Raw genomic sequence first — 19,571 nt, forward strand, 5'->3', positions numbered from 1 at the left:
AAAAAAAAGGTTCGCAATTTGCGAACCTTTTTTAGTTTTAAAATGAATGTTATTATTTTGTTTTTTTAGCTCGTTTTACTAACTCCAGTTTATCTGTGGTTGTTTTAGTCGTGAAAAAGCCATAGTTAATGGTTACTTTTTTCTTGTCAATTCTATCGATGGTACCTACAGAATTAGAACCAATTACTTTTACACTATCATCTATTTGATATATGTATTCAGATTTTTCTTTGGCTATTTTGGCAGCTTCAATTTTCTTTTCCTTTCTAACTTCAATTACTTTTTGTAGTACTTCTTTTTCTACTTTTTTAATAATTTCTTGTTGTTGTTTTTCTTCAACTTTGGCTTTTTGTTTTTGCGCTTTTGTTTTAGGCTGTAAAGGATTTTTCATTACTTGCTTTACTTTTAAATCTGCAACCCATTTATTAAAATTAGTATTTAATTCCTTTTTATTGTTGGTCTGAAAGTATTTGTTAAGTAGCTCATTTGTTTTTCTACCTAAAGAAAGCATCTTTTGGTTTTGGTCATACAGTTCTTGAAAACCAGACAATTTATCTTGCATGCGTTGTTCTTTTTCTTGCAAGTTATCGATGTGTTTTTGACCTTTACTATGTTGGTTTTCTAGATTGTCAGAAGTTTTTTGTAATCTGTTTCGTTCTTTCTGTAGCTTAGAAATGGTTCTGTCTAAACGTACTTTTTCGGTTTCTACACGTTTTTTTGCTTTGTTGATAATACTAAACGGAATTCCGTTTTTCTGTGCAACTTCAAACGTAAAAGAACTACCTGCTTGCCCAATAAATAAACGATACAAAGGCTCTAAAGTACGCTCATCAAACTGCATATTTGCATTGGTAACATTCTCTAATTCGTTTGCTAAAACTTTTAAGTTAGAGTAGTGGGTTGTTATAATTCCGAATGCTTTTTTATAATAAAATTCTTCTAAGAAAATTTCGGCCAAAGCTCCACCTAATTCAGGGTCAGAACCAGTACCAAATTCATCAATTAAAAACAAGGTGTTTTTACCACATTTGCGCAAAAAGTTACGCATGTTTTTTAAGCGATAACTATACGTACTTAATTGGTTTTCTATAGATTGATTATCTCCAATATCTGTTAAAATAGTATCAAAAATATAGGTTTGACTGCGTTCGTCAACCGGAATTAAAATTCCACTTTGTAACATAACCTGCAGTAAACCAATTGTTTTTAAGGTAATACTTTTTCCACCAGCATTGGGACCAGAAATAACAATAATCTGTTGCTTTTCATTTAACTCAATGCTCTGAGAAACCGTATGTAAATCTTGTTGTTTATTTTTTCTCCATAAAATGGGATGAAATGCATTCTTAAAATAAATCTTTTTTTCATTAGATATTTTTGGCAAAACAGCATTCATTTCATTTGCATATTTTGCTTTTGCTCCTACCACATCAATATGTATTAAAAACGAAATATATTCTTCTAATAAATATACATAAGGACGAATAGTTGCAGATAATGTGCGTAAAATTTTTACAATTTCTTGCTTTTCATCATATATTAAATTTTGATATTCTCTGGCATAAGCAAGCGTTGCTTGTGGCGCAATGTAAACGATGTTACCAGACTTTGAAGAACCTAATAAACTACCAGCTACTTTTTTTCTATGCATGGCAGAAACAGCCAAAACACGCTGATTGTCTACAACAGTTTCTTTAATATCATCTAAATATCCTGCAGAAATAGCTTTGGATAAAGCACTAGAAAAACTTGCACCAATTTTACCACGAACATTATTAATATCCTTTCTTATTTGTTTTAATGCTTCTGATGCGTTGTTTTTTACTTCCCCAGAAATATCAATTATTTTTTTGATTTCATCATCGATAAAAGTAGTGAATTCAATTTGTTGAGAAAGTTCGAAAAATGTAGGAAACTGAACTTGAAACTTCTTAAAAAATTTAATCAATTCGTTTACAGTAAGAGAAGTGGTTGCTATTTTTAAAAAAGCATCTGTTTCTACAAAGCTATTTTCTATAGCCAAACGTTTTATGTTTTCGGTAATATTATCGAAGCTGTGGTTTGGAACTCTATTTTCACTTTCAAAAGAAGACACGTATTCATTTACCAAATACAATTCTTTAAAAAGTGTTTCTTTATCTGCTATAGGTTCAATTTCAGTAACTTTTTCTTTACCTAAACCAGAAATACAATACGCAGCAACGTGTTGTAAAACGGTAGAAAACTCTAAGTCTTGTAATGTCTTGGATGATATGTTTTTATTCAAAAAAAATCGTTTTTATTTCGAACACAAATCTATAAATTCTTTTCGTTTGGTTTTAGAAACTGGCCCTCTTTTTTTATTCTCTAAAATTAGGTATCCTTCGTTCTCAAAATGACGTACTTTTTCTAGGTTTAAAATGTGAGATTTATGACATATAAAATTTCATATATTTATTTTAGATGCTTGTAGTCAGTTTGTTTTGGGGATGTTTAATATTTATTTTATTTTCTTAAATCTTTATTTGTAATTATAAATTGCATTATTTTATATAGATTTATTTGTAAACCTTTTAAAGAGTTGCATGTCTATATTGCTACGAAAAGGAAAAAACTCCATATCGTTTTTTAAGGATATGGAGTTTTAAGATTTACAATTCTATTTTTTCTTTTCAGAATATTATAATTGATGATTAATTTACAATCACTTTTTTAGTAGATGATTTGTCTTTACTAACCAATTTAAATAAGTAAATACCTTTGGCTAAGTTTAAATTGGTAATTTCATTTTTACCAAGTATTATCTCTCTATTTTTAATTTCTTTTCCGGTGATGTCATAAATAATTAAGGTAGCTTTTTCTAAAGAATTAATATTTATTTTACCATTTGTTGGGTTTGGGAATAAAGAAAATTCTAATGAATTATATTGATCTGTGCTTAAAGAAGTACATTCAGCCTGGTTGTTTACAAAGTTAGAGGTAGTATCAATGTTAGTCCAGTTTAAAGTTGAGTACGCAGCGTCATCTACCTCAATACAAGTTAAGTTAGAATTATTTATAGTATTAAAAAGAGTAAAATTTGTGTTGTTTCCATTTTTAACATTTAATGAAGTTAATCCGTTAGACTGTGCATCTAAAGAAGTTAATAAACTATGCGTACTTAAGTCTAAAGTAGTTAATAGATTATTGCTAACATTTAAAGTTGTTAAGGCTGTAAAAGCATTGATACCTGTTAAATCGGTTATGTTTTTATTAGAAACATCTAAATTAGTAATGGTATTTACGTTGTCTGTAAATACTTTGTTATCTGGTGTTCCAGTATCTAAACCAGCATTTATTAAAGCCATTTCAAAATTATTATCAGGAATTGTAGTTTCTGTAGAAACTGCAGTATTATAAGTATTTGTAATTACAGGCGCATTATAATCGAAATAAATATTTGCAGTTGTATCAAAAGCATCACCAATTACAGCGGTACTTTTTGGTTTTATTTTATAAAAAAGCCAACCATGACTAGCAGGCTCGTTACTAGTACTGTCTGCTAAATGTATGTTTTCGAAAATAAATTCTACTTTATTTGTATTAGAAATAGCAGTTCTGTAAGAATGGCTTGCCGAAATAGGAGTAAAAGTAGCCATGTCTAAATCGGTATCAATAATTTCCTTTACCACAATATTAATAGCAGATGCTGTACCTGTATTTTGAAAACGGACTCTATACGTTAAATCGTTAGGTACTTGTGCAGTACTAATTTTATCACCTTCAAAACAAACTACATCATTTGGGTCATAAGCATTTACAATAATATCAGAAAAAACATGTGTGTTATCTGTTGGAGTTGCATCACCTGTTAAAGGTGTAATTGTTGAGGTATAGCTAATTGTATCTCCTCCATTTACTGGGTTTGTAGCATCAATAGGTGTGTTAATAGTAAAGTATACATCTATAAAATTTTCTTCAAAAGGTTGTAAGTTGGTATAATTCCAACTTAAAGAATTGCTTGTTTGTGTATCTGGATTTACACTTGCGTTATTAAATACTTCTTGGTTTTCATTAAAGTTTAAAGTAACCGTTCCGGATGGAATAATTGTAGAACCATTGTTTTTGTAAAAGATTCTTAAGTGCGTATCAAAACCAGGTCTAGATTCAGATGTTGTAAAAGAATACACTTCTACATCGTCTACTTGTGCATTTGCAGTAATACAAAAATCGATAACTTCTGTGTTACCAGAACCCGTAAAATTAGTAGTTTGTGTAGTTGGTGTTGCTGTAAAAAATGATGGAAAATTTGGTATTAACGCAGTGTCTACATTTGTATCATTTATATAAATGGTATACGTACCATCTGCAGCACTAAAAGAAGAAGCACTAACATTTGTACTTGTAGCGTTAATTCTTGTATTTACAGATTTAGTATCTGCAGCATCACAACCATCATTATTAAAATCAAAAGATACTGTACCTGTTATTGTATTCGAACTTACAGCCACAAAAGAACAGTATTCTGTAAAGTTCATGTGAGTATCGATACCGTTACCTAAACTTCCGGCAGCAACCAAAGCATCATCAACACAAATAGCATTTAAATTGGCATTATTTTTAGCGCTAAAAGTATTGTAAGCTAAAGAATTAGAATTTCCGTTTTTTAGATTTAAAGAGGTTAGTAAATTATTATTACAGTAAATTTTATTTAAACTAGAAAAATTATATAAATCTAATTCTGTAAGTAAGTTAGAAGAACATATAAAACTAGTTAGCGTATTTGTAGTTGTGGTATCTAAACTAGTAATCTGGTTATATGAACAGTCTAAATTAGTTAAAGCAGTATTAGTTAGTGTATTTAAAGAGGTAAGGTTATTGTTAGCACAAGACAAGGCTGTTAAACTTATATTTGCAGAAACATCAAGTATATTTAAGTTGTTATTGCTACAGTTTAAAGAAGTTAAATTTATAGAGGAACCTAAGTTTAAATTAGGTAAACTATTTAAATTACAAACTAAGGTTTGTAAAGATGCTGTGGTTGGTAAAGTTAAACTAGTTAAAGAATTGCTAGATGCATTTAAAGTAACCAAACCAGAAGTAACCGAAGTATCTAAAGTTGTTAAGTTATTTTGATAACATAAAAGCTTGTTTAAAGTATTTGTTGTAGGCAAAGTTAAACTAGTTAAAGAATTTCCATAAACACTAACTTCTATTAACCCTGTTGCCATAGAAGCATCTAAGGTTGTAATCTGATTAACCGAAGAATAAATATGTGTTAAAGTGCTAGTGGTTGGTAGCGTAAGGCTATTTATAAGATTATGATGACTATTTAAAGTAATTAAAGCAGTGTTATTAGTTGCGTCTATACCAGTAATTTGATTGTAAGGACATTTTAAAGTAGTTAATGCAACCGAAGTAGAAATATCTAAGGCTGGTAATTGGTTGCGTTCACAGTTTAAATTTTGTAATAAGGGGGTGTTGGTTAAAATTAAACTGGTTAATGAATTGTTATTTACAATTGCTGATGTTAATGAGGTCTGGTTAGATAAATCTAAACTAGATAGCACATTTTGATTGGCTGTTAATGTTGTTAAAGAGGTTTGATTGGTTAAATCTAAACTAGCTAAGTTATTATTATTTACGTTTAACGTATTTAACGTACTTGTATTTGGCAGGGTTAAATTAGATATACCTATAAAGTTACCAGAAAAATTATTATAGTTAATATTATTAGAGCAATCTAAAAAAGTTAATTGGGTTAAAGCAGAAACGTCTAAACTAGTTAAATCGTTAAAACTACAATTTAAAGAAGTTAAATTAATAAAAGCTTCAATACCAGTTAAATCAGAAATACCTTCAATAATAATACCGCCACCACCACCTAGGCAAGCAGGGTCATTTGGGTCTGGACAAAAACCTCCAGGGTCCTCCATACTCTGATGGTAAGAAATATTTAAACTCGTTACTGCAGCTGCTTCTGTTACTTGTATTTGGTGATCATTATTTGTATCTATAATTGGTGAGTAATTTAAAAGTACATTTTTAAATTCATTATCAGGAATGTTTACAATTTGGCAGAAAATGGTACTAGAGATAAAGAAAAGTGCAATGGAAAGTAGTTTTAGTTTCATATTTGGGTTTTTAATTTTTTCAAAGTTAGCTTTACCATCTTGATGAAAGTAGAGGTAAAACACTGTTTTTTTAATAGTTAAATTTTATATAAATGTATGTGGATTTAAGTAGTTTTTAATACCCGATTAGAGTAAACATAGGTTTCATTATAGGAAAGATACTTTTGATTAAATGAATATCTTTGAATAAATTATTAAACAGAAGTAAAAATGGAACAAAGCCTTTCTAAATCTTGGACAAAAATCTTACAAAAAGAATTTGATAAAACTTATTTTAAAGAATTAAGCGCTTTTGTAACATCAGAATATAAAGAATATCAATGTTTTCCTAAAAAGGAGGATATTTTTGCAGCCTTTAATTTTTGTTCTTTTGATGATGTAAAAGTGGTTATTATTGGGCAAGACCCATATCATGATGATGGGCAAGCAAATGGTTTGTGTTTTTCTGTAAAAGACGATATAAAACATCCACCTTCTTTAAAAAATATATTTAAAGAAATTGCAACAGATTTAAACCAAGAGATTCCACAAAGTGGTAATTTAGAAAAATGGGCTAAACAAGGTGTATTGCTATTAAATGCAACTTTAACCGTAAGAGCCCATGAAGCCGGTAGTCATCAGAAAAAAGGTTGGGAAACTTTTACAGATGCAGTTATTAAATCAATTTCTGAAGAAAAAGAAAACGTAGTTTTTTTACTTTGGGGAAAATTTGCAGAAAGTAAAACAAAATTAATAAAAACAAAAAAGCATACCGTGTTTACAGCTCCTCATCCATCTCCATTAGGTGCTTGGAGAGGTTGGTTTGGCAGTAAACATTTTTCTAAAACAAATGAAGTCTTAAAAAGCAAACAAAAGGCTAAGATAGAATGGTAGGTAAAATCATTTGGTTTTCATAAGGTAATAGAATGGCCTCTAAAATTTCTTCTGTAGTGTCTGGGTAATTTACAGCAATTACAGTATCACTCTCAATCCATTTTGCAATTTTAAGAATTCGTTTTCTATTTAATTTTTTTGTTACGGTAACGCCCATTTCTTTTAAGGCCATGGCATTACACTGTTGTTCATATTGATTTCTCATAGGAATAACCATTAATTTTTTCTTTAGAAATAAGGCTTCAGACGGTGTTTCAAACCCCGCTCCACAAAGAACTCCTGCAGAAGAAGCCATACTTTCTATAAAGTCAAATTCATTAATTGGGTAAACGGTAATGTTCTTTTTAAATATTAAACTTTTAGCTTCTTTAGAGAATATATGCCATTTTATAATGGGTATTTTAGATAAAACTTTTACAATTTTATCAATATTATAAGATGGTAAGTAAACCGTAATATGACCTTTATTACTTGTCTTTTTATTTCTAATTTTCTTTCTGATGATTGGCGGAAAAATAGCAGAACTATAATTATTAAAATGAAAACCAAACCTTGTATTAGAGGGAGCGTAGTATTTTAAAATATATTTTTCAAACTTATATTTACCATATTTAGGAGACGCAGTATCTAAAACTGCGTTTTGATGACTTAAAGAAACAATATTTACATTATTTATTTTTGCAGCCCAAGCAGAAACAGGTTCAAAATCGTTAATTACTAAATCGTACTCTTTAACTGGTACGTTTTTTATTTCTTTATAAAAACGAGCTAGATTCATCTTTTTAAAACTAGTCCAATAATCGATACCTCCTTTTTTGCCAAATGTAAAATTTAAACCTTTTAGTTTGTATTTTACTTCGAAGCCTAATTCTAAGTTATTTTCATTTCCACTAACTAAAATATCTAATTCTCCTTTTTGTTGTAGTATTGGTATAATTTCTTTTGCTCTGGTTAAATGACCATTTCCAGTTCCTTGAATAGCATATAGTATTCGCATAAATATTATTTTAGGGGTTTTTCAATATCGAATTCTCTTAGCAACTCTTCAAAAAGAAAATTGTTTTTTTCTTCTTTGTTTAAGGCCTTCAATTCTTCTTTACTTAATTTTTTTTCAGTGTTTTTTGCTATTTCATCAGTAGCATATTCGTACAAACTCCATTTTTTGTCTTTGTATTCTAAGGCTGTTAAATTCTCTATCCAATCTCCAGAGTTTAAGTAAGTAGTTTTTCCTTTTTGATTTTCAATTTCTTTAATTTCTGGTTGATGAATATGTCCGCAGATTACATAATCGTACTCATTTTCTATAGCAATGTCCGAAGCTGTTTTTTCAAAATCATTGATAAATTTTACGGCACTTTTTACACTATTTTTTATTTTTTTAGAAAGCGATAATTTTCCATAGCCTAATAGATTACTTATCCAATTGATAAAGGTGTTTATTACAATAAGTATATCGTATCCTTGGCCACCTAATTTAGCTAGCCATTTAGAATGTTGCATGGTAACATCAAAAACATCTCCATGAAATATCCATGCTTTTTTATCATCAATAGTTAAAACTAGTTTGTTTAGAATTTTAAAGTTACCGAGTCTGAAACCTTTAAATTTTCGCAGCATTTCATCATGATTTCCAGTGATATAATAAATCTCAGTTCCTTTAGATAAAAGAGAGGTAATGTGTTTTATCACATTCATGTGAGACTTTGGGAAATAGCGTTTGTTAAATTGCCAGATGTCTATAATGTCTCCATTTAGAATTAAAACTTTTGGCTGAATTGTTTTTAAATAATTTAGTAATTCTTTAGCTCTACAACCATAAGTGCCTAAATGTACATCAGAAATTACAACATAATCTAACTTGCGCTTTTTTTGCTTTTTCATTTTTGAAAATTAGATGAGAAAAAGAATTACTGTTAAAAAGTTTAGAAATAACTTTATAAAGAATTATCTTAGTTCTACGTTCTTTCAAACATAAAAAAGGTATGTGTTGTAAATGTAAAATGAAAATGAAAAAAAAGTAAGGTAAACTTTATTAAAAAGTATACTTAATGTTAGTTAAACCTTAACAGAGAGCGTTTATTATATCATAGAGAAATCCGCTGTAAAAGCGGATTCATTGAATTTGAAATTAAGAAACAAACGGATTTATGTTAAATCTGCCTGCTTTAATGTTGTTTGAATTGTTGTTGTATTGTCTGCTAAACCACAATGTTTAGAAGTGCTTCTACAAGAAGAAAAACAAATGCTTCCTAAAATACAAACTGCAATAAATACTACTTTTTTCATGGGTAATGGATTTTCGTGTTAAATGTACATATTTTTTATGAAACTGCTCGAGTTTTTCTTCTCTTCAATAACGTTAAACTGTATCATTTTATTTTGGATGCTAGTAATTAAGTTTTTTGTAATAGGTTCTCCATCGTTCCATTCTGTAATTTTTAACCATTGCTGAATGTCTTCTATTTGTTGTTCATATCTATTAGACAGCGTTTTATCAATATTTTTAACCTCTTTAAAGTCTTTTGTTTCAGCGTTTATAATGTCTAAAACTTTTTTTACTTCGTTAAAATTATTTTCTAAAACTTCATTTCTAACTGCAATTACAAAACAAGGCCAAGGAGTAGGGCAGTCGTCAATTCTTCTAAAAGTACCATTGTCTACCAAAGGTTTTGTAGTAAAATGTTCCCACATAAAATAATCTGCTTCTCCGTTTGTTAAAGCATCAATGCCGCCTTGTAAAGTACCAATTACTTTAAATTTTAGTTTAGCAATATCCCAACCTTGGTTGTGTGCATTTACAATAGCCATTAAATGAGAGCCAGAACCAAAGCGACTAATAGCAATGGTTGCGTGTTCTAAATCTTTAATGGTTTTAAAGGATGATTTTGCACCTACATGAATACCCCAAATTAATGGTGTTTTTACAAATGTTTGTACAATTTTAGAAGGATTTCCGTTGGCAATATCTTTAATAATGCCTTCTGTTAAAACAATAGCAATATCTACCTCTCCGTTTCTTAATGCTTTACACATGGCGCCTGTTCCTCCAGGATAATCTTGCCAACGAAGGTTGATGTTTTGTTTGCTGTATTCTTTATTTTTTAAGGAGGTGTACCAAGGATAATTAAAGTGTTCTGGTACGCCACCAACTTTTAAGCTAGTCATTTATTCAACTAATTTTTCTAATGCATATTCTATTAAATCGGCAACAACTTTACCTGGGTTTTCGCTAAAGGTTCCGTTTGCTCTATTGGCAATAATTGCGTTTATAGAACAAGCTTCGTGACCTAATAATTTAGACAAACCATATATGGCAGAAGTTTCCATTTCTAAATTGGTAATTCTATGTTCGTTAAAACTAAAACTATCAATTTTATGGTTTAAACCATCGTCTTGCAATGCCAAACGTAAAACTCTTCCTTGGGGTCCGTAAAAACCACCTGCAGTAGCTGTAATTCCTAAAAATGTTTTATCAGATGCAAATCTGTTTTCTAACAGTTTACTATTTTCTATTACAATAGGATAAGATTTTTTAGCACTCCAATTGGTGTGTTTTACAAATGCATCTTCTATTGCTGGACTGGCAATTGCATCTACTTGATAAGATTGTAACAAACCGTTTAAATCTAACCCATGAGAACTAATAACATAAGAATCTACCGGAATATCTTCTTGCAAAGAACCGGAAGTACCAATTCTAATAATGTTTAAAGTAGTTAAAACTTCTTTTGGTTTTCTTGTTTGTAAATCGATATTAACAAGTGCGTCTAATTCGTTTAGAACGATATCTATATTATCTGGTCCAATACCTGTTGATATAACAGAAAGACGCTTGTTTTTATAGGTACCTGTTGTGGTTTTAAATTCTCTTTTTTGAGTTGTAAACTCAATAGAATCAAAATGTTTAGAGATTTTATCGACTCTATCTTGATCGCCAACAAAAATAAGGGTGTTGGCAATATGTTCTGGTCTTAAATTTAGATGATAAACACTGCCATCGGGATTTAAGATAAGTTCAGATTGTTTTATAGACATTTAAGATGTAATTTGTAATAGTTTTTCGGATTCATTATTGAATAGAAAACTATATTTTTTTGCTCCACCAAGATACAAATTTTCATCACGAAGTTCACCATAAAAATTTAATTGGTTTTCTAGTACTTTTTTCCCTTTTCGTGATAATTTTACGGGGTTAAAAGAGGTAAATAATTTATGAAGTTGCTCTATGTGATGTTCGTACTGTAAATCTCCAAACCCATACGTAGTTTGTGTTTTTAGTAATTGATTTACTAGTTGATTCTTTGATGAGAATTTATGTGTATTTGCAGTTTCTAGAATTGTGTTTTCTAAATGATTCAAGCCATTTTTAATGGAAGGAAATCTTTGTAAATGTGCCGATAAAGCATCTGCTAAATGCGTAAAAGGAGACATTGGGTTGTATTTGTAAACGGTTTCTAATCTTAACGGACTCTCTGAACAATACAACTGCCAAATGTAATCTGCATATTCAATATCGTCTTCTGTTAAATCGATTCTGTTTTTAAAATGTTGCTGAATTTGATTTTCTGTAAGTTCAGACAAATTTTTTAGTTTCTTACTTCCTTTTATTTGACCGTTTGTAACTAACGAAATATGATACCCTTTTCTATAGGTTTTTAACCAGCTAATAACGCCAATCATATTAATTTGGCAAAACAAATCATGATCAAACCATAAAACAATTTCTTTGGTTTCTTTTTTATTACAAAGACTTCTGTATTCTTTTAATGTGTAATTAATAAATTTTTGTTTGCTTACTTTATAGGACGATTTTAAGAAGTCAAATCTATTTTTCCAAAAGGTTTCACTTCCTACATCGGTAGTAGTTTTTCCTTCACATAACATTTCTCTCCATGTGATAAAATCTCCAGTAAATTGAAGGCTTTTTAGATAGTTGGTAGTACTATCTCCATTGGTAATATGTAGTATAGCAGATGTCATAATTAAAAATAGAACGTTTTTTATAATTAATTATTGTTTGGTGTTTATAAATACTTAACCACCAACACGTTTTACCTTAAAACCTTTGTCTTTTAGCATGGTCATTATTCGGTCTCTAAAGTCGCCCTGAATAATAATTTTATCATCTTTAAAACTACCGCCAACAGATAATTTTGTTTTAATTTCTTTGGCTAGCATTTTAAAATCTGATGTTGCGCCTGTGTAGCCTTCTAAAATAGTGATGGGTTTTCCTTTTCGCTTTTCGTATTTACAAATAATTGGATCTTCTTGTAACCAAATATTAGATTTTTCTTTAATAGGTTCAGCAGTTTCTTTGTGCTCAGGAAAAAGGTTTTTTAGTTGATCTTTAAAATCCATTTTTTTTAGTGTTCAGTATTAAGTGAGAAGATAAAAGAAAAATTTAATTATTTATGATTCTATTTGTTGGCAAACAAGTTTAGCCCAGATTGAAATGGCATCCTTTTTGTTTTTTCTACAAAAAGATATAATGGAAAGCTGGAAATAGCTTCTAAAAAAGACAGTTTACAGTTGTAGTTTTCAGTTAATTAAGTACTGTAAACTGCAACTGAAGATTGCTTATTTATTTTTTAAGGCCTAATTCTCTTAATCTTTCGTCTAAAAATTCACCTGCAGTAATATCATCAAATTGTTTTGGGTGTTCTTCATCGATACAATTTTCTAAAACATCTAATTTCATATCAGAAACTGGGTGCATAAAAAACGGAATTGAATAGCGTGATGTTCCCCACATTTCTTTTGGTGGATTTACTACTCTGTGAATGGTAGATTTTAATTTGTTGTTACTGTGGCGCGATAACATATCTCCAACATTTATCATAATTTCGTCTGGTTCTGCCATGGCATCAATCCAATCTCCATTATGGTTTTGCACTTGCAATCCTTTTCCTTGCGCACCCATTAATAAAGTAATTAAATTAATGTCTCCATGGGCCGCAGCTCTTTCTGCTCCTTTAGGTTCTGTTTGTATTGGCGGATAATGAATTGGACGTAGAATACTATTTCCGTTTTTAATATAATTATCAAAATAGGTTTCTTCTAAACCCAAATGTAATGCTAAAGAACGCAATACATATTTGGCCGTTTTTTCTAACATTTGGTAGGTTTCTTTACCAACTTTATTAAATTCTGCTAATTCGTTTACAGAAACATTTTCTGGATATTCACTTGCATATTTAGAGTCGGCATCTACATACTGACCAAAATGCCAAAATTCTTTTAAGTCTCCTTCTTTTTTACCTTTTGCAGATTCTTTACCAAAAGAAACGTAACCACGTTGTCCTCCAATTCCTGGAATTTCGTATTTTTCTTTTGTTTCTACAGGTAAATCAAAAAAGTTTTTTATTTCTGTGTATAAGCTTTCTACTAATTTATCATCTAAAAAATGACCTTTTAAAGCTACAAAACCTATGTTTTCGTAAGCATGACCAATTTCATCAATAAATTGTTGTTTTTTGTTTTTATCCGAAGATAAAAAGTCAGCTAAATTTACACTTGGTATTTTATTCATACTGTTTTGTTTTAAAAAAAAATGGGATGATAAAGTTACTAAAAATTCAATAAAACGGAATTCTTATTTCTTTTTAAATGGAATTAGGTAGGTTAGGGTGTAGTTAAACCCAAAACCGGTTCCGGTTTCAAAAATTCTATTAAACCCTGGAGAATACAATGTTTTAAAGTTTTCTGGCTCTTTTACACTCATTAAAACCTTGTAAGAACCACTAAAAGACAGAAAGAAATTTTTAAAAGTCTCTACTTTTAAGCCAATAACAAACTCTGTCCAATGTGCATTTAAACCAGTGGTTGTAATTGGTGTAGTAATTTGGTTTGCCGGAAAATATTGAGTGTTTACGTTTGGCGTGTAACTATTTAAAGTTTGATCGAAAAGACTAAAGCCATAACGAGCACCTAAAAAAAGTTCATTATTCATGTCTAGCCAATTCTTGTAAGCATTGTAGTTAAAACCAAGTTTTATATAGTTTCCTTTAGCGGTAGAGTTTGTATAATCTTCTGCTGTTGTTTCTTCTTCATAACCTACCTCTGCAGCAATATATAAATTTTTCTTAATTCTATAATCTCCAACAATTTCTAAACCACTGTAAGTGCTATTAAATTGTGCTAAGATAGGTTTACTAACATCTATACCTAATCTTAAACCGTAGTTGGTTTTGTATACAATAGAGTCTGTTTTTGCGTTTATAAGTGTATCTTTTTTTTGTTTTTGAGAAAACCCACTAACAAAAACAAAAAGGAAACAGATGTTAATGAAATATTTGTACATGTGCTGTATTTTGATTGTCTATGGTGGTTAATGTTTCTGGTGTAAAATCTTTAATCCAGTTGGTGTTATCTGAAGCGAAAGAAACATCGTTAAAGAGAACTTGATACCCACAAGATCTAGAAACGTATTTTTCTTCTGGTGTATATTTAATAGTAAAAGTGGTGTATTGATTGTCTGCTTCTGCACCATCTTCATTATTTATTTTTAAATGATAAATAGTTTCTGATGCTAATGAATTTAAAGGGATAGCAATACTGTCTGTACTTACACTTGTATAATCTGCTATGGTATCTTTTCCTTCTGCCCAAACAGATAAAAGTCTAGCGTTTTTTAAAGTTTCTCTACTTGTATCATTATAAAAACGCAACACTAAATTAGGTGTTACAGGGTTTTTTAAGCAAAAGTCATCTTTTTCGCAAGATGTAATTACTAGTATAACGAAACTTAGAATCAAAAATATTTTTTTCATGTTACTCTTCAACTTCTACTATTTTATTGATGGCTTTTGCCAATTTAAAATCTAATTTGGTTACACCTTCAGCATCATGCGTAGTTAATTTAATATCTAAAGTATTGTAATTGTTTGTCCATTCCGGATGATGTTTTAAAGCCTCACATTCAAATGCAATTCTATTCATTGCAGACATACAATCTTTAAAGTTATCAAATTCAAAATCGGTATGCAGTGCATCATCATAATAATCCCAATCTTGTAGTTTTTCTAATTTTCTATTAATTTCGAAATCTGTAAGTTTTTTCATATCGGAGTTTTAAGTGCTAAAATAGTTTCATTTTCAGAGATAAAGCCTAAATTTTTAGAAATTATGATTCGATTTAACATTTGTAAGGCAAATTTTACTTTTTGAAATATAAAATATTAGAGGTCAGTATTTAAATTCATATCTTTAAAGTCAATAAATAGAGTATTATTATGAATATATTTAAAGGACAAAATCTTCTAGAGTTTGCTGATCGGTTTAAAACGGATGAAGATTGCAAGAAATACTTGGCAGATATTAAATGGAAAGATGGATTTCAATGTGTTAAATGTGGTCATAACAAGGCTCAAATAAGAAAAGATTTTTCACGTACATGTAATATTTGTTCTCATCAAGAATCATCTACCTCAAACACACTTTTTCACAAGGTAAAGTTTGGTGTTAGAAAAGCTTTTTTTATTGTTTTTGAAATGAGTACAAGTACTAAAAGCCTTTCTGCTAGTTATGTTGCAGTTCGTTTTAGCGTAACAGAAAAGACAGCCCGTTTATTTATGCTCAAAATTAGAGAAGCAATGGAAAGTAGTGGAAATAGTCCTATGACTGGTATTGTTCATGTAGATGAATTTGTTTTGGGTGGACGAGAAAAAGACAAAGTAGGAAGAAGTTATAATGCTAAGAAAAAGAAAGCTATAACTGCTGTTGAACTAACTCAAGATGGAAAAGTTAAAAGAATGTATGCCATGAGAATCGAAGATTTTTCAGCTAGTTCTTTGCAATATATTTTTGTGAATCATATCAGTCGAAAAGCTAAAGTGATAACCGACAAATGGAGAGGTTACAGGCCTATTGCTAAAGTTTATAATATTACTCAAATAGAAAGTAATGGTGGTATGAATTTTAAAGCACTTCATACAATGATTCATCAAGTGAAATCTTGGATAAGAACAACGTATTCTTGGGTTAGTGACTTTAATCTAAATAGATATTTTAATGAATTTTGTTTTAGAATTAATCGATCACAAAGTAAAGCAACAATATTCAATAACTTAATAACTAAAATGGTTGAAAAGGAGAAAGTAGAACATCACAAAATTATATGTAACTAACTACTGACCTCTATAAAATATAAAAAAAACTGCATACAATTAAACTTTTGCCATAATAGTAGGTCTAAACATGTAATTGCACTAATTTAACATCAGTGGTATTTTTATGTATTTATACTAATTGATGTTTATCAACAACCAAAAATAAACAAAAATGAGAATTTTAATACCTGTTTTAGTACTACTTTTTTCAACTTCTAGTTATTTTGGGCAACAACAATCTCCCAACATATTGTTAATCATTGCAGATGATATGGGGATTGATGCTACTCCCGGATTTGGTATTAATGAAGATTTACCCATTACACCAACATTAGATTCTTTTAGAGAAAAAGGGCTTGCTTTTACCAATTGTTGGGCAGCTCCACAATGTACACCAACGCGTGCAGCAATAATGAGTGGTAAATTTGGTATTAAAACAGGAGTTATGAGACCTCCTTTAATTTTAGATACGAGTCATACTTCATTATTTACAAAGATAAAAGAACAAAGTACAACAGATTATGCCATGGCATTAATTGGTAAATGGCATATTGGTGGTAATGATGCTAGTAATTACAGTCACCCAAAAGATTCTGGTGTACCTTATTATGAAGGGCTTTTTACAAGCCAGGTTTCTGATTATTACAATTGGACCAAAGTAAACTCTAATGGAAATGAAGAGCAAGTAACAGAATATGTAACAACGCATTTAACCAATAGCGCAATTTCTTGGATTGATGCTCAAACAAAACCTTGGTTTTTATGGTTGGCTCAGGTAGCACCACATTTGCCTTTTCAAGCACCACCAGCAGGAACTTATACTACACCACCTACAGATAATAGATCTACTTATTTATCTATGATAGAATCTATGGATTATGAAATAGATAGGCTTATAAAAAGCATGGATGCAGAAACGTTAGAAAATACAGTTATCATTTTTATTGGTGATAACGGTACGCCTGGTCAGGCAAACAATTATTGGCCATCAAGACACGCAAAGGCTTCTATATATGAAGGAGGAATTCGTGTACCTATGATTATTACTGGTAAATCTGTAGAAAGAGTAAATGAAGTAGAAACCAGTTTGGTGCAAGCAGCCGATTTGCATGCTACCATTTTAGAGTTAGCAGGAGTACAATTGTTAGGAGGAACAGAAAATAGTTTAAGTTTAAAACCTACATTAAAATTTGAAAACCAAGTTTCAAGAAAAATAAATTACACCGATTATGAAAATGGAGGTATCCAATATTGGGCAACAAGAAACGATACCTATAAATTAATTGAAGATGCTAACGGTAACGAGGAGTTTTACAATATTGTTACAGATATTAAAGAAGAAACCAATTTAATAGGCAATTTAACTACAGCGCAAGAAACTATTAAAACCATGTTACAGCAAGAAGCGCAAACCATTAGAAATGATTGGTCTTGTAATGACGGAATTAAAAATGGAACAGAAACTACCATAGATGATTGTAATAATACTTGTGGCACTACAGATGTTTTAAGTTATGACAATATAGATTGTTGCGGCACACCATCTAACCCAAGTGTTTATTACGAATTTGTAGAACAAAACGAAAGAGTTGTTTACTCTAACAATTACCCAAACCATAATTTTTGTTTTGTAGCAAACAGAACCCCAGAACCTTATTATAGGGTATACAGATTCGATTTAAAACCTAAATTATCAGGACAAGTTACTAGTATTTCTAGAACAAATGGTAGACCTGTTAACTTTTTTGGAATCGCTTTAAATGGTGTGTACATGATGCCTGCACCTGCAACACCTTTTATTTTTGAAGATGTCAATACAGGTCAATATAATTGGGATTGGGTTTTTGAACCTACAACAAATATTGGCGATGGAAGAGATTTTGTTGGTTTAGATTGCGCTTCTGCTCATGTAAACCCAAACTCAGGCTATCATTATCATGGAAACATGTTTGAGTATGTAGAAGAATTAGAAGAAGGAATTTCTACATTAAAATCTGCACCAGCAGAAGTTTTACAAGTAGGTTGGGCATCAGATGGTTTTCCTATTTTATATCGTTTTGGACCAGATAAAGAAGGTAATATTAAAGAAATGTTTCCGAGTTTTCAATTAAAAAGCGGTTTACGACCTGGAGATGGACTTAGTGCTCCTTGTGGTCCGTATTCCGGAAAATACACGAATGATTTTGGTTACGTAGCAGGAAAAGGAGATTTAGACGAATGTAACGGAATTGAAGCATCCGTGACTTTAACAACTGCCCAAGGTGAAGAAACTTTTGAATATTACTATGTGGTAACGCAAGATTTTCCTCAGATTTCTAGATGTATGAAAGGAAGTTTTAACGATAGTTTTATTAGTAATGCTGCTGCTTTAAATGATGTGGATGCAGATAGAGATGGTTTTGTAAAAGCGTATGATTGTGATGATACCAACCCAAATATAAATCCGTTTGCAACGGACGACCCAACTACAAGTTTAGATGAAAGCTGTGGCGCTACTTTAGGTACAAAAGAGCTAGCTTTAAAAGATTTAGGATATTATATCAACTCAAACCCTAATGATGGTAATTTTGCAATCATATCTACCAATTCAGAATCGTATCAAGCTAAATTGTTTTCCATAAATGGAAAGTTAATTCGAGATAAACAGGGGATAGGTGTTTTAGAAATAAATAACATAACAGGTGCCGGAGTTTATGTTTTGAGTATTCTAAAAGAAGGAAAACTATTAGGAACTTCTAAAATTATTGTAAAATGAGAATTTTAATAGTAGCTTGTTTTGCTTTCTTAAATATTAACATGACAAATGATGTACACGAATCTATTTCTGCAACATTTAATGTGATAAAAAGAGGGCATGTTTTAATGCTAGAAATTGAGTTTGATGAAGAAAACTTTGTCAAGTTTGGTGAGTCTAGTAGTTTGCATGTCTCTAAAGAAGATTTTGGTAACTATTTAAACAAATCAACAAGTTGGGAGTTTGATGGTAAAAAGTTAATACCACAAATTTTAGATGTACAATCAGGAGAACATCATACAAAAGTGATCTGTTTCTTATCTAAAAATACAGATAATATAAAGTCAGTTACCATAAAAAATGAATTTTTACTGAATCTAGTATCGCACTCTAATATTGTTCAATTAGACATCAACAATACGTTTAAAGACTTTAGACTACATAAGGGAAGAAGAGAAATAAGCTTAAATTATAATTAAAATAATTTAAGCTTATTTAGTATTTAGATTTTTTATTTCTCAAACAAAACCACAGTCTCAATATGGCTCGTATGTGGAAATTGATCTACCAAACTAATTTTTTTAATCTGGTATCCAGCTTCAGCTAACAATTCTGTATCTCTTGCTTGCGTTGCAGGCTTACAAGAAACATATACCATTCTGTCTGCATTTAAGTTGATGATTTTTTGCAAGGTTTTTGTAAAAACTATAATATTAAAAATTACACGTGTTTTAATTTAAAATATAAACACGTATATTTGTGAAA

At 30.2% G+C, this 19,571-nt stretch carries 18 protein-coding genes and 1 pseudogene; 4 read left to right on the forward strand and 15 right to left on the reverse strand.

Going from position 1 to position 19,571, the window contains the following annotated elements; translation table 11 throughout:
• Positions 1–52: 52 nt before the first annotated feature.
• The 3 genes from GQR92_RS17125 to GQR92_RS17135 form a co-directional block, all read right to left on the reverse strand.
• Positions 53–2,266 carry an endonuclease MutS2 gene (locus GQR92_RS17125; RefSeq protein WP_158841644.1) on the reverse strand — a complete coding sequence of 738 codons (2,214 nt, stop codon included), beginning with the start codon at positions 2,264–2,266 and terminating at the stop codon, positions 53–55.
• A 12-nt stretch (positions 2,267–2,278) separates the two neighbouring features.
• Positions 2,279–2,419 (reverse strand): LytTR family transcriptional regulator DNA-binding domain-containing protein, encoded by a 141-nt coding sequence (locus GQR92_RS17130; protein WP_158842237.1) that lies wholly within the window; start codon positions 2,417–2,419, stop codon positions 2,279–2,281.
• Positions 2,420–2,672: 253 nt separating this feature from the next.
• Positions 2,673–6,092: a DUF7619 domain-containing protein gene (locus GQR92_RS17135; protein WP_158841647.1), complete on the reverse strand. Its 3,420-nt coding sequence runs from the start codon at positions 6,090–6,092 to the stop codon at positions 2,673–2,675.
• Between the two features lie 210 nt (positions 6,093–6,302).
• On the opposite strand from GQR92_RS17135, the gene GQR92_RS17140 reads away from it, so the two are divergent.
• The gene (locus GQR92_RS17140; RefSeq protein WP_158841649.1) at positions 6,303–6,965 is read left to right on the forward strand and encodes a uracil-DNA glycosylase; all 663 of its coding nucleotides are present in this window, start codon (positions 6,303–6,305) and stop codon (positions 6,963–6,965) included.
• Here the strand turns inward: GQR92_RS17140 and GQR92_RS17145 are convergent.
• The 11 genes from GQR92_RS17145 to GQR92_RS17195 all read right to left on the reverse strand — a co-directional run bounded on the left by GQR92_RS17145 (position 6,949) and on the right by GQR92_RS17195 (position 15,026).
• Positions 6,949–7,962, reverse strand: a complete 1,014-nt coding sequence (locus GQR92_RS17145; RefSeq protein WP_158841651.1) for a glycosyltransferase family protein — start codon at positions 7,960–7,962, stop codon at positions 6,949–6,951. The genes GQR92_RS17140 and GQR92_RS17145 overlap by 17 nt on opposite strands.
• 5 nt (positions 7,963–7,967) lie before the next feature.
• Positions 7,968–8,846, reverse strand: a complete 879-nt coding sequence (locus tag GQR92_RS17150) for a UDP-2,3-diacylglucosamine diphosphatase (protein ID WP_158841653.1) — start codon at positions 8,844–8,846, stop codon at positions 7,968–7,970.
• 264 nt (positions 8,847–9,110) lie between these two features.
• A complete protein-coding gene (locus GQR92_RS17155; protein ID WP_158841655.1) occupies positions 9,111–9,251 on the reverse strand; it encodes a hypothetical protein in 141 nt (46 codons plus the stop codon).
• 18 nt (positions 9,252–9,269) lie between these two features.
• Positions 9,270–10,130 (reverse strand): substrate-binding domain-containing protein, encoded by an 861-nt coding sequence (locus GQR92_RS17160; protein ID WP_158841657.1) that lies wholly within the window; start codon positions 10,128–10,130, stop codon positions 9,270–9,272.
• Positions 10,131–11,000, reverse strand: coding sequence for a nucleoside phosphorylase (locus GQR92_RS17165; protein ID WP_158841659.1), 870 nt, complete (start codon positions 10,998–11,000; stop codon positions 10,131–10,133). It abuts the gene before it with no gap.
• Complete coding sequence (locus GQR92_RS17170) at positions 11,001–11,945, reverse strand: DUF1835 domain-containing protein (RefSeq protein WP_158841661.1); 945 nt, start codon at positions 11,943–11,945, stop codon at positions 11,001–11,003. It abuts the gene before it with no gap.
• Positions 11,946–11,999: 54 nt separating this feature from the next.
• Positions 12,000–12,323 (reverse strand): translation initiation factor, encoded by a 324-nt coding sequence (locus GQR92_RS17175; RefSeq protein WP_158841663.1) that lies wholly within the window; start codon positions 12,321–12,323, stop codon positions 12,000–12,002.
• 223 nt (positions 12,324–12,546) lie between these two features.
• Positions 12,547–13,494: an isopenicillin N synthase family dioxygenase gene (locus GQR92_RS17180; RefSeq protein ID WP_158841665.1), complete on the reverse strand. Its 948-nt coding sequence runs from the start codon at positions 13,492–13,494 to the stop codon at positions 12,547–12,549.
• A gap of 63 nt (positions 13,495–13,557) precedes the next feature.
• The gene (locus GQR92_RS17185) at positions 13,558–14,265 is read right to left on the reverse strand and encodes a DUF6048 family protein (RefSeq protein ID WP_158841667.1); all 708 of its coding nucleotides are present in this window, start codon (positions 14,263–14,265) and stop codon (positions 13,558–13,560) included.
• Entirely contained in the window at positions 14,246–14,719 is a 474-nt protein-coding gene (locus GQR92_RS17190; protein WP_233269904.1) for a DUF6452 family protein, read from the reverse strand. The genes GQR92_RS17185 and GQR92_RS17190 overlap by 20 nt, the downstream gene beginning before the upstream one ends.
• A gap of 16 nt (positions 14,720–14,735) precedes the next feature.
• Complete coding sequence (locus tag GQR92_RS17195) at positions 14,736–15,026, reverse strand: 4a-hydroxytetrahydrobiopterin dehydratase (RefSeq protein ID WP_158841671.1); 291 nt, start codon at positions 15,024–15,026, stop codon at positions 14,736–14,738.
• A gap of 170 nt (positions 15,027–15,196) precedes the next feature.
• On the opposite strand from GQR92_RS17195, the gene GQR92_RS17200 reads away from it, so the two are divergent.
• From GQR92_RS17200 to GQR92_RS17210, 3 genes are all read left to right on the forward strand, one after another.
• Positions 15,197–16,090, forward strand: coding sequence for an IS1595 family transposase (locus GQR92_RS17200; protein ID WP_158838075.1), 894 nt, complete (start codon positions 15,197–15,199; stop codon positions 16,088–16,090).
• Between the two features lie 154 nt (positions 16,091–16,244).
• Complete coding sequence (locus tag GQR92_RS17205; protein WP_158841673.1) at positions 16,245–18,827, forward strand: sulfatase-like hydrolase/transferase; 2,583 nt, start codon at positions 16,245–16,247, stop codon at positions 18,825–18,827.
• Positions 18,824–19,285: a DUF6702 family protein gene (locus GQR92_RS17210; RefSeq protein ID WP_158841675.1), complete on the forward strand. Its 462-nt coding sequence runs from the start codon at positions 18,824–18,826 to the stop codon at positions 19,283–19,285. Before GQR92_RS17205 ends, GQR92_RS17210 begins: the two co-directional genes overlap by 4 nt.
• Before the next feature lie 32 nt (positions 19,286–19,317).
• Here the strand turns inward: GQR92_RS17210 and GQR92_RS17215 are convergent.
• A pseudogene (locus tag GQR92_RS17215) lies at positions 19,318–19,503 on the reverse strand (23S rRNA (uracil(1939)-C(5))-methyltransferase RlmD); the annotation flags it as partial.
• Positions 19,504–19,571: the final 68 nt, after the last annotated feature.

Source organism: Polaribacter sp. L3A8 (genome assembly GCF_009796785.1).
Lineage (GTDB): Bacteria > Bacteroidota > Bacteroidia > Flavobacteriales > Flavobacteriaceae > Polaribacter.

Bases quoted from the DNA above. Each gene is read 5' to 3' on its own strand.
- GQR92_RS17135 (WP_158841647.1), bottom strand. From the start codon at position 6,092: ATGAAACTAAAACTACTTTCCATTGCACTTTTCTTTATCTCTAGTACC.
- GQR92_RS17140 (WP_158841649.1), top strand. From the start codon at position 6,303: ATGGAACAAAGCCTTTCTAAATCTTGGACAAAAATCTTACAAAAAGAA.
- GQR92_RS17145 (WP_158841651.1), bottom strand. From the start codon at position 7,962: ATGCGAATACTATATGCTATTCAAGGAACTGGAAATGGTCATTTAACC.
- GQR92_RS17150 (WP_158841653.1), bottom strand. From the start codon at position 8,846: ATGAAAAAGCAAAAAAAGCGCAAGTTAGATTATGTTGTAATTTCTGAT.
- GQR92_RS17155 (WP_158841655.1), bottom strand. From the start codon at position 9,251: ATGAAAAAAGTAGTATTTATTGCAGTTTGTATTTTAGGAAGCATTTGT.
- GQR92_RS17160 (WP_158841657.1), bottom strand. From the start codon at position 10,130: ATGACTAGCTTAAAAGTTGGTGGCGTACCAGAACACTTTAATTATCCT.
- GQR92_RS17165 (WP_158841659.1), bottom strand. From the start codon at position 11,000: ATGTCTATAAAACAATCTGAACTTATCTTAAATCCCGATGGCAGTGTT.
- GQR92_RS17170 (WP_158841661.1), bottom strand. From the start codon at position 11,945: ATGACATCTGCTATACTACATATTACCAATGGAGATAGTACTACCAAC.
- GQR92_RS17175 (WP_158841663.1), bottom strand. From the start codon at position 12,323: ATGGATTTTAAAGATCAACTAAAAAACCTTTTTCCTGAGCACAAAGAA.
- GQR92_RS17180 (WP_158841665.1), bottom strand. From the start codon at position 13,494: ATGAATAAAATACCAAGTGTAAATTTAGCTGACTTTTTATCTTCGGAT.
- GQR92_RS17185 (WP_158841667.1), bottom strand. From the start codon at position 14,265: ATGTACAAATATTTCATTAACATCTGTTTCCTTTTTGTTTTTGTTAGT.
- GQR92_RS17195 (WP_158841671.1), bottom strand. From the start codon at position 15,026: ATGAAAAAACTTACAGATTTCGAAATTAATAGAAAATTAGAAAAACTA.
- GQR92_RS17200 (WP_158838075.1), top strand. From the start codon at position 15,197: ATGAATATATTTAAAGGACAAAATCTTCTAGAGTTTGCTGATCGGTTT.
- GQR92_RS17205 (WP_158841673.1), top strand. From the start codon at position 16,245: ATGAGAATTTTAATACCTGTTTTAGTACTACTTTTTTCAACTTCTAGT.
- GQR92_RS17210 (WP_158841675.1), top strand. From the start codon at position 18,824: ATGAGAATTTTAATAGTAGCTTGTTTTGCTTTCTTAAATATTAACATG.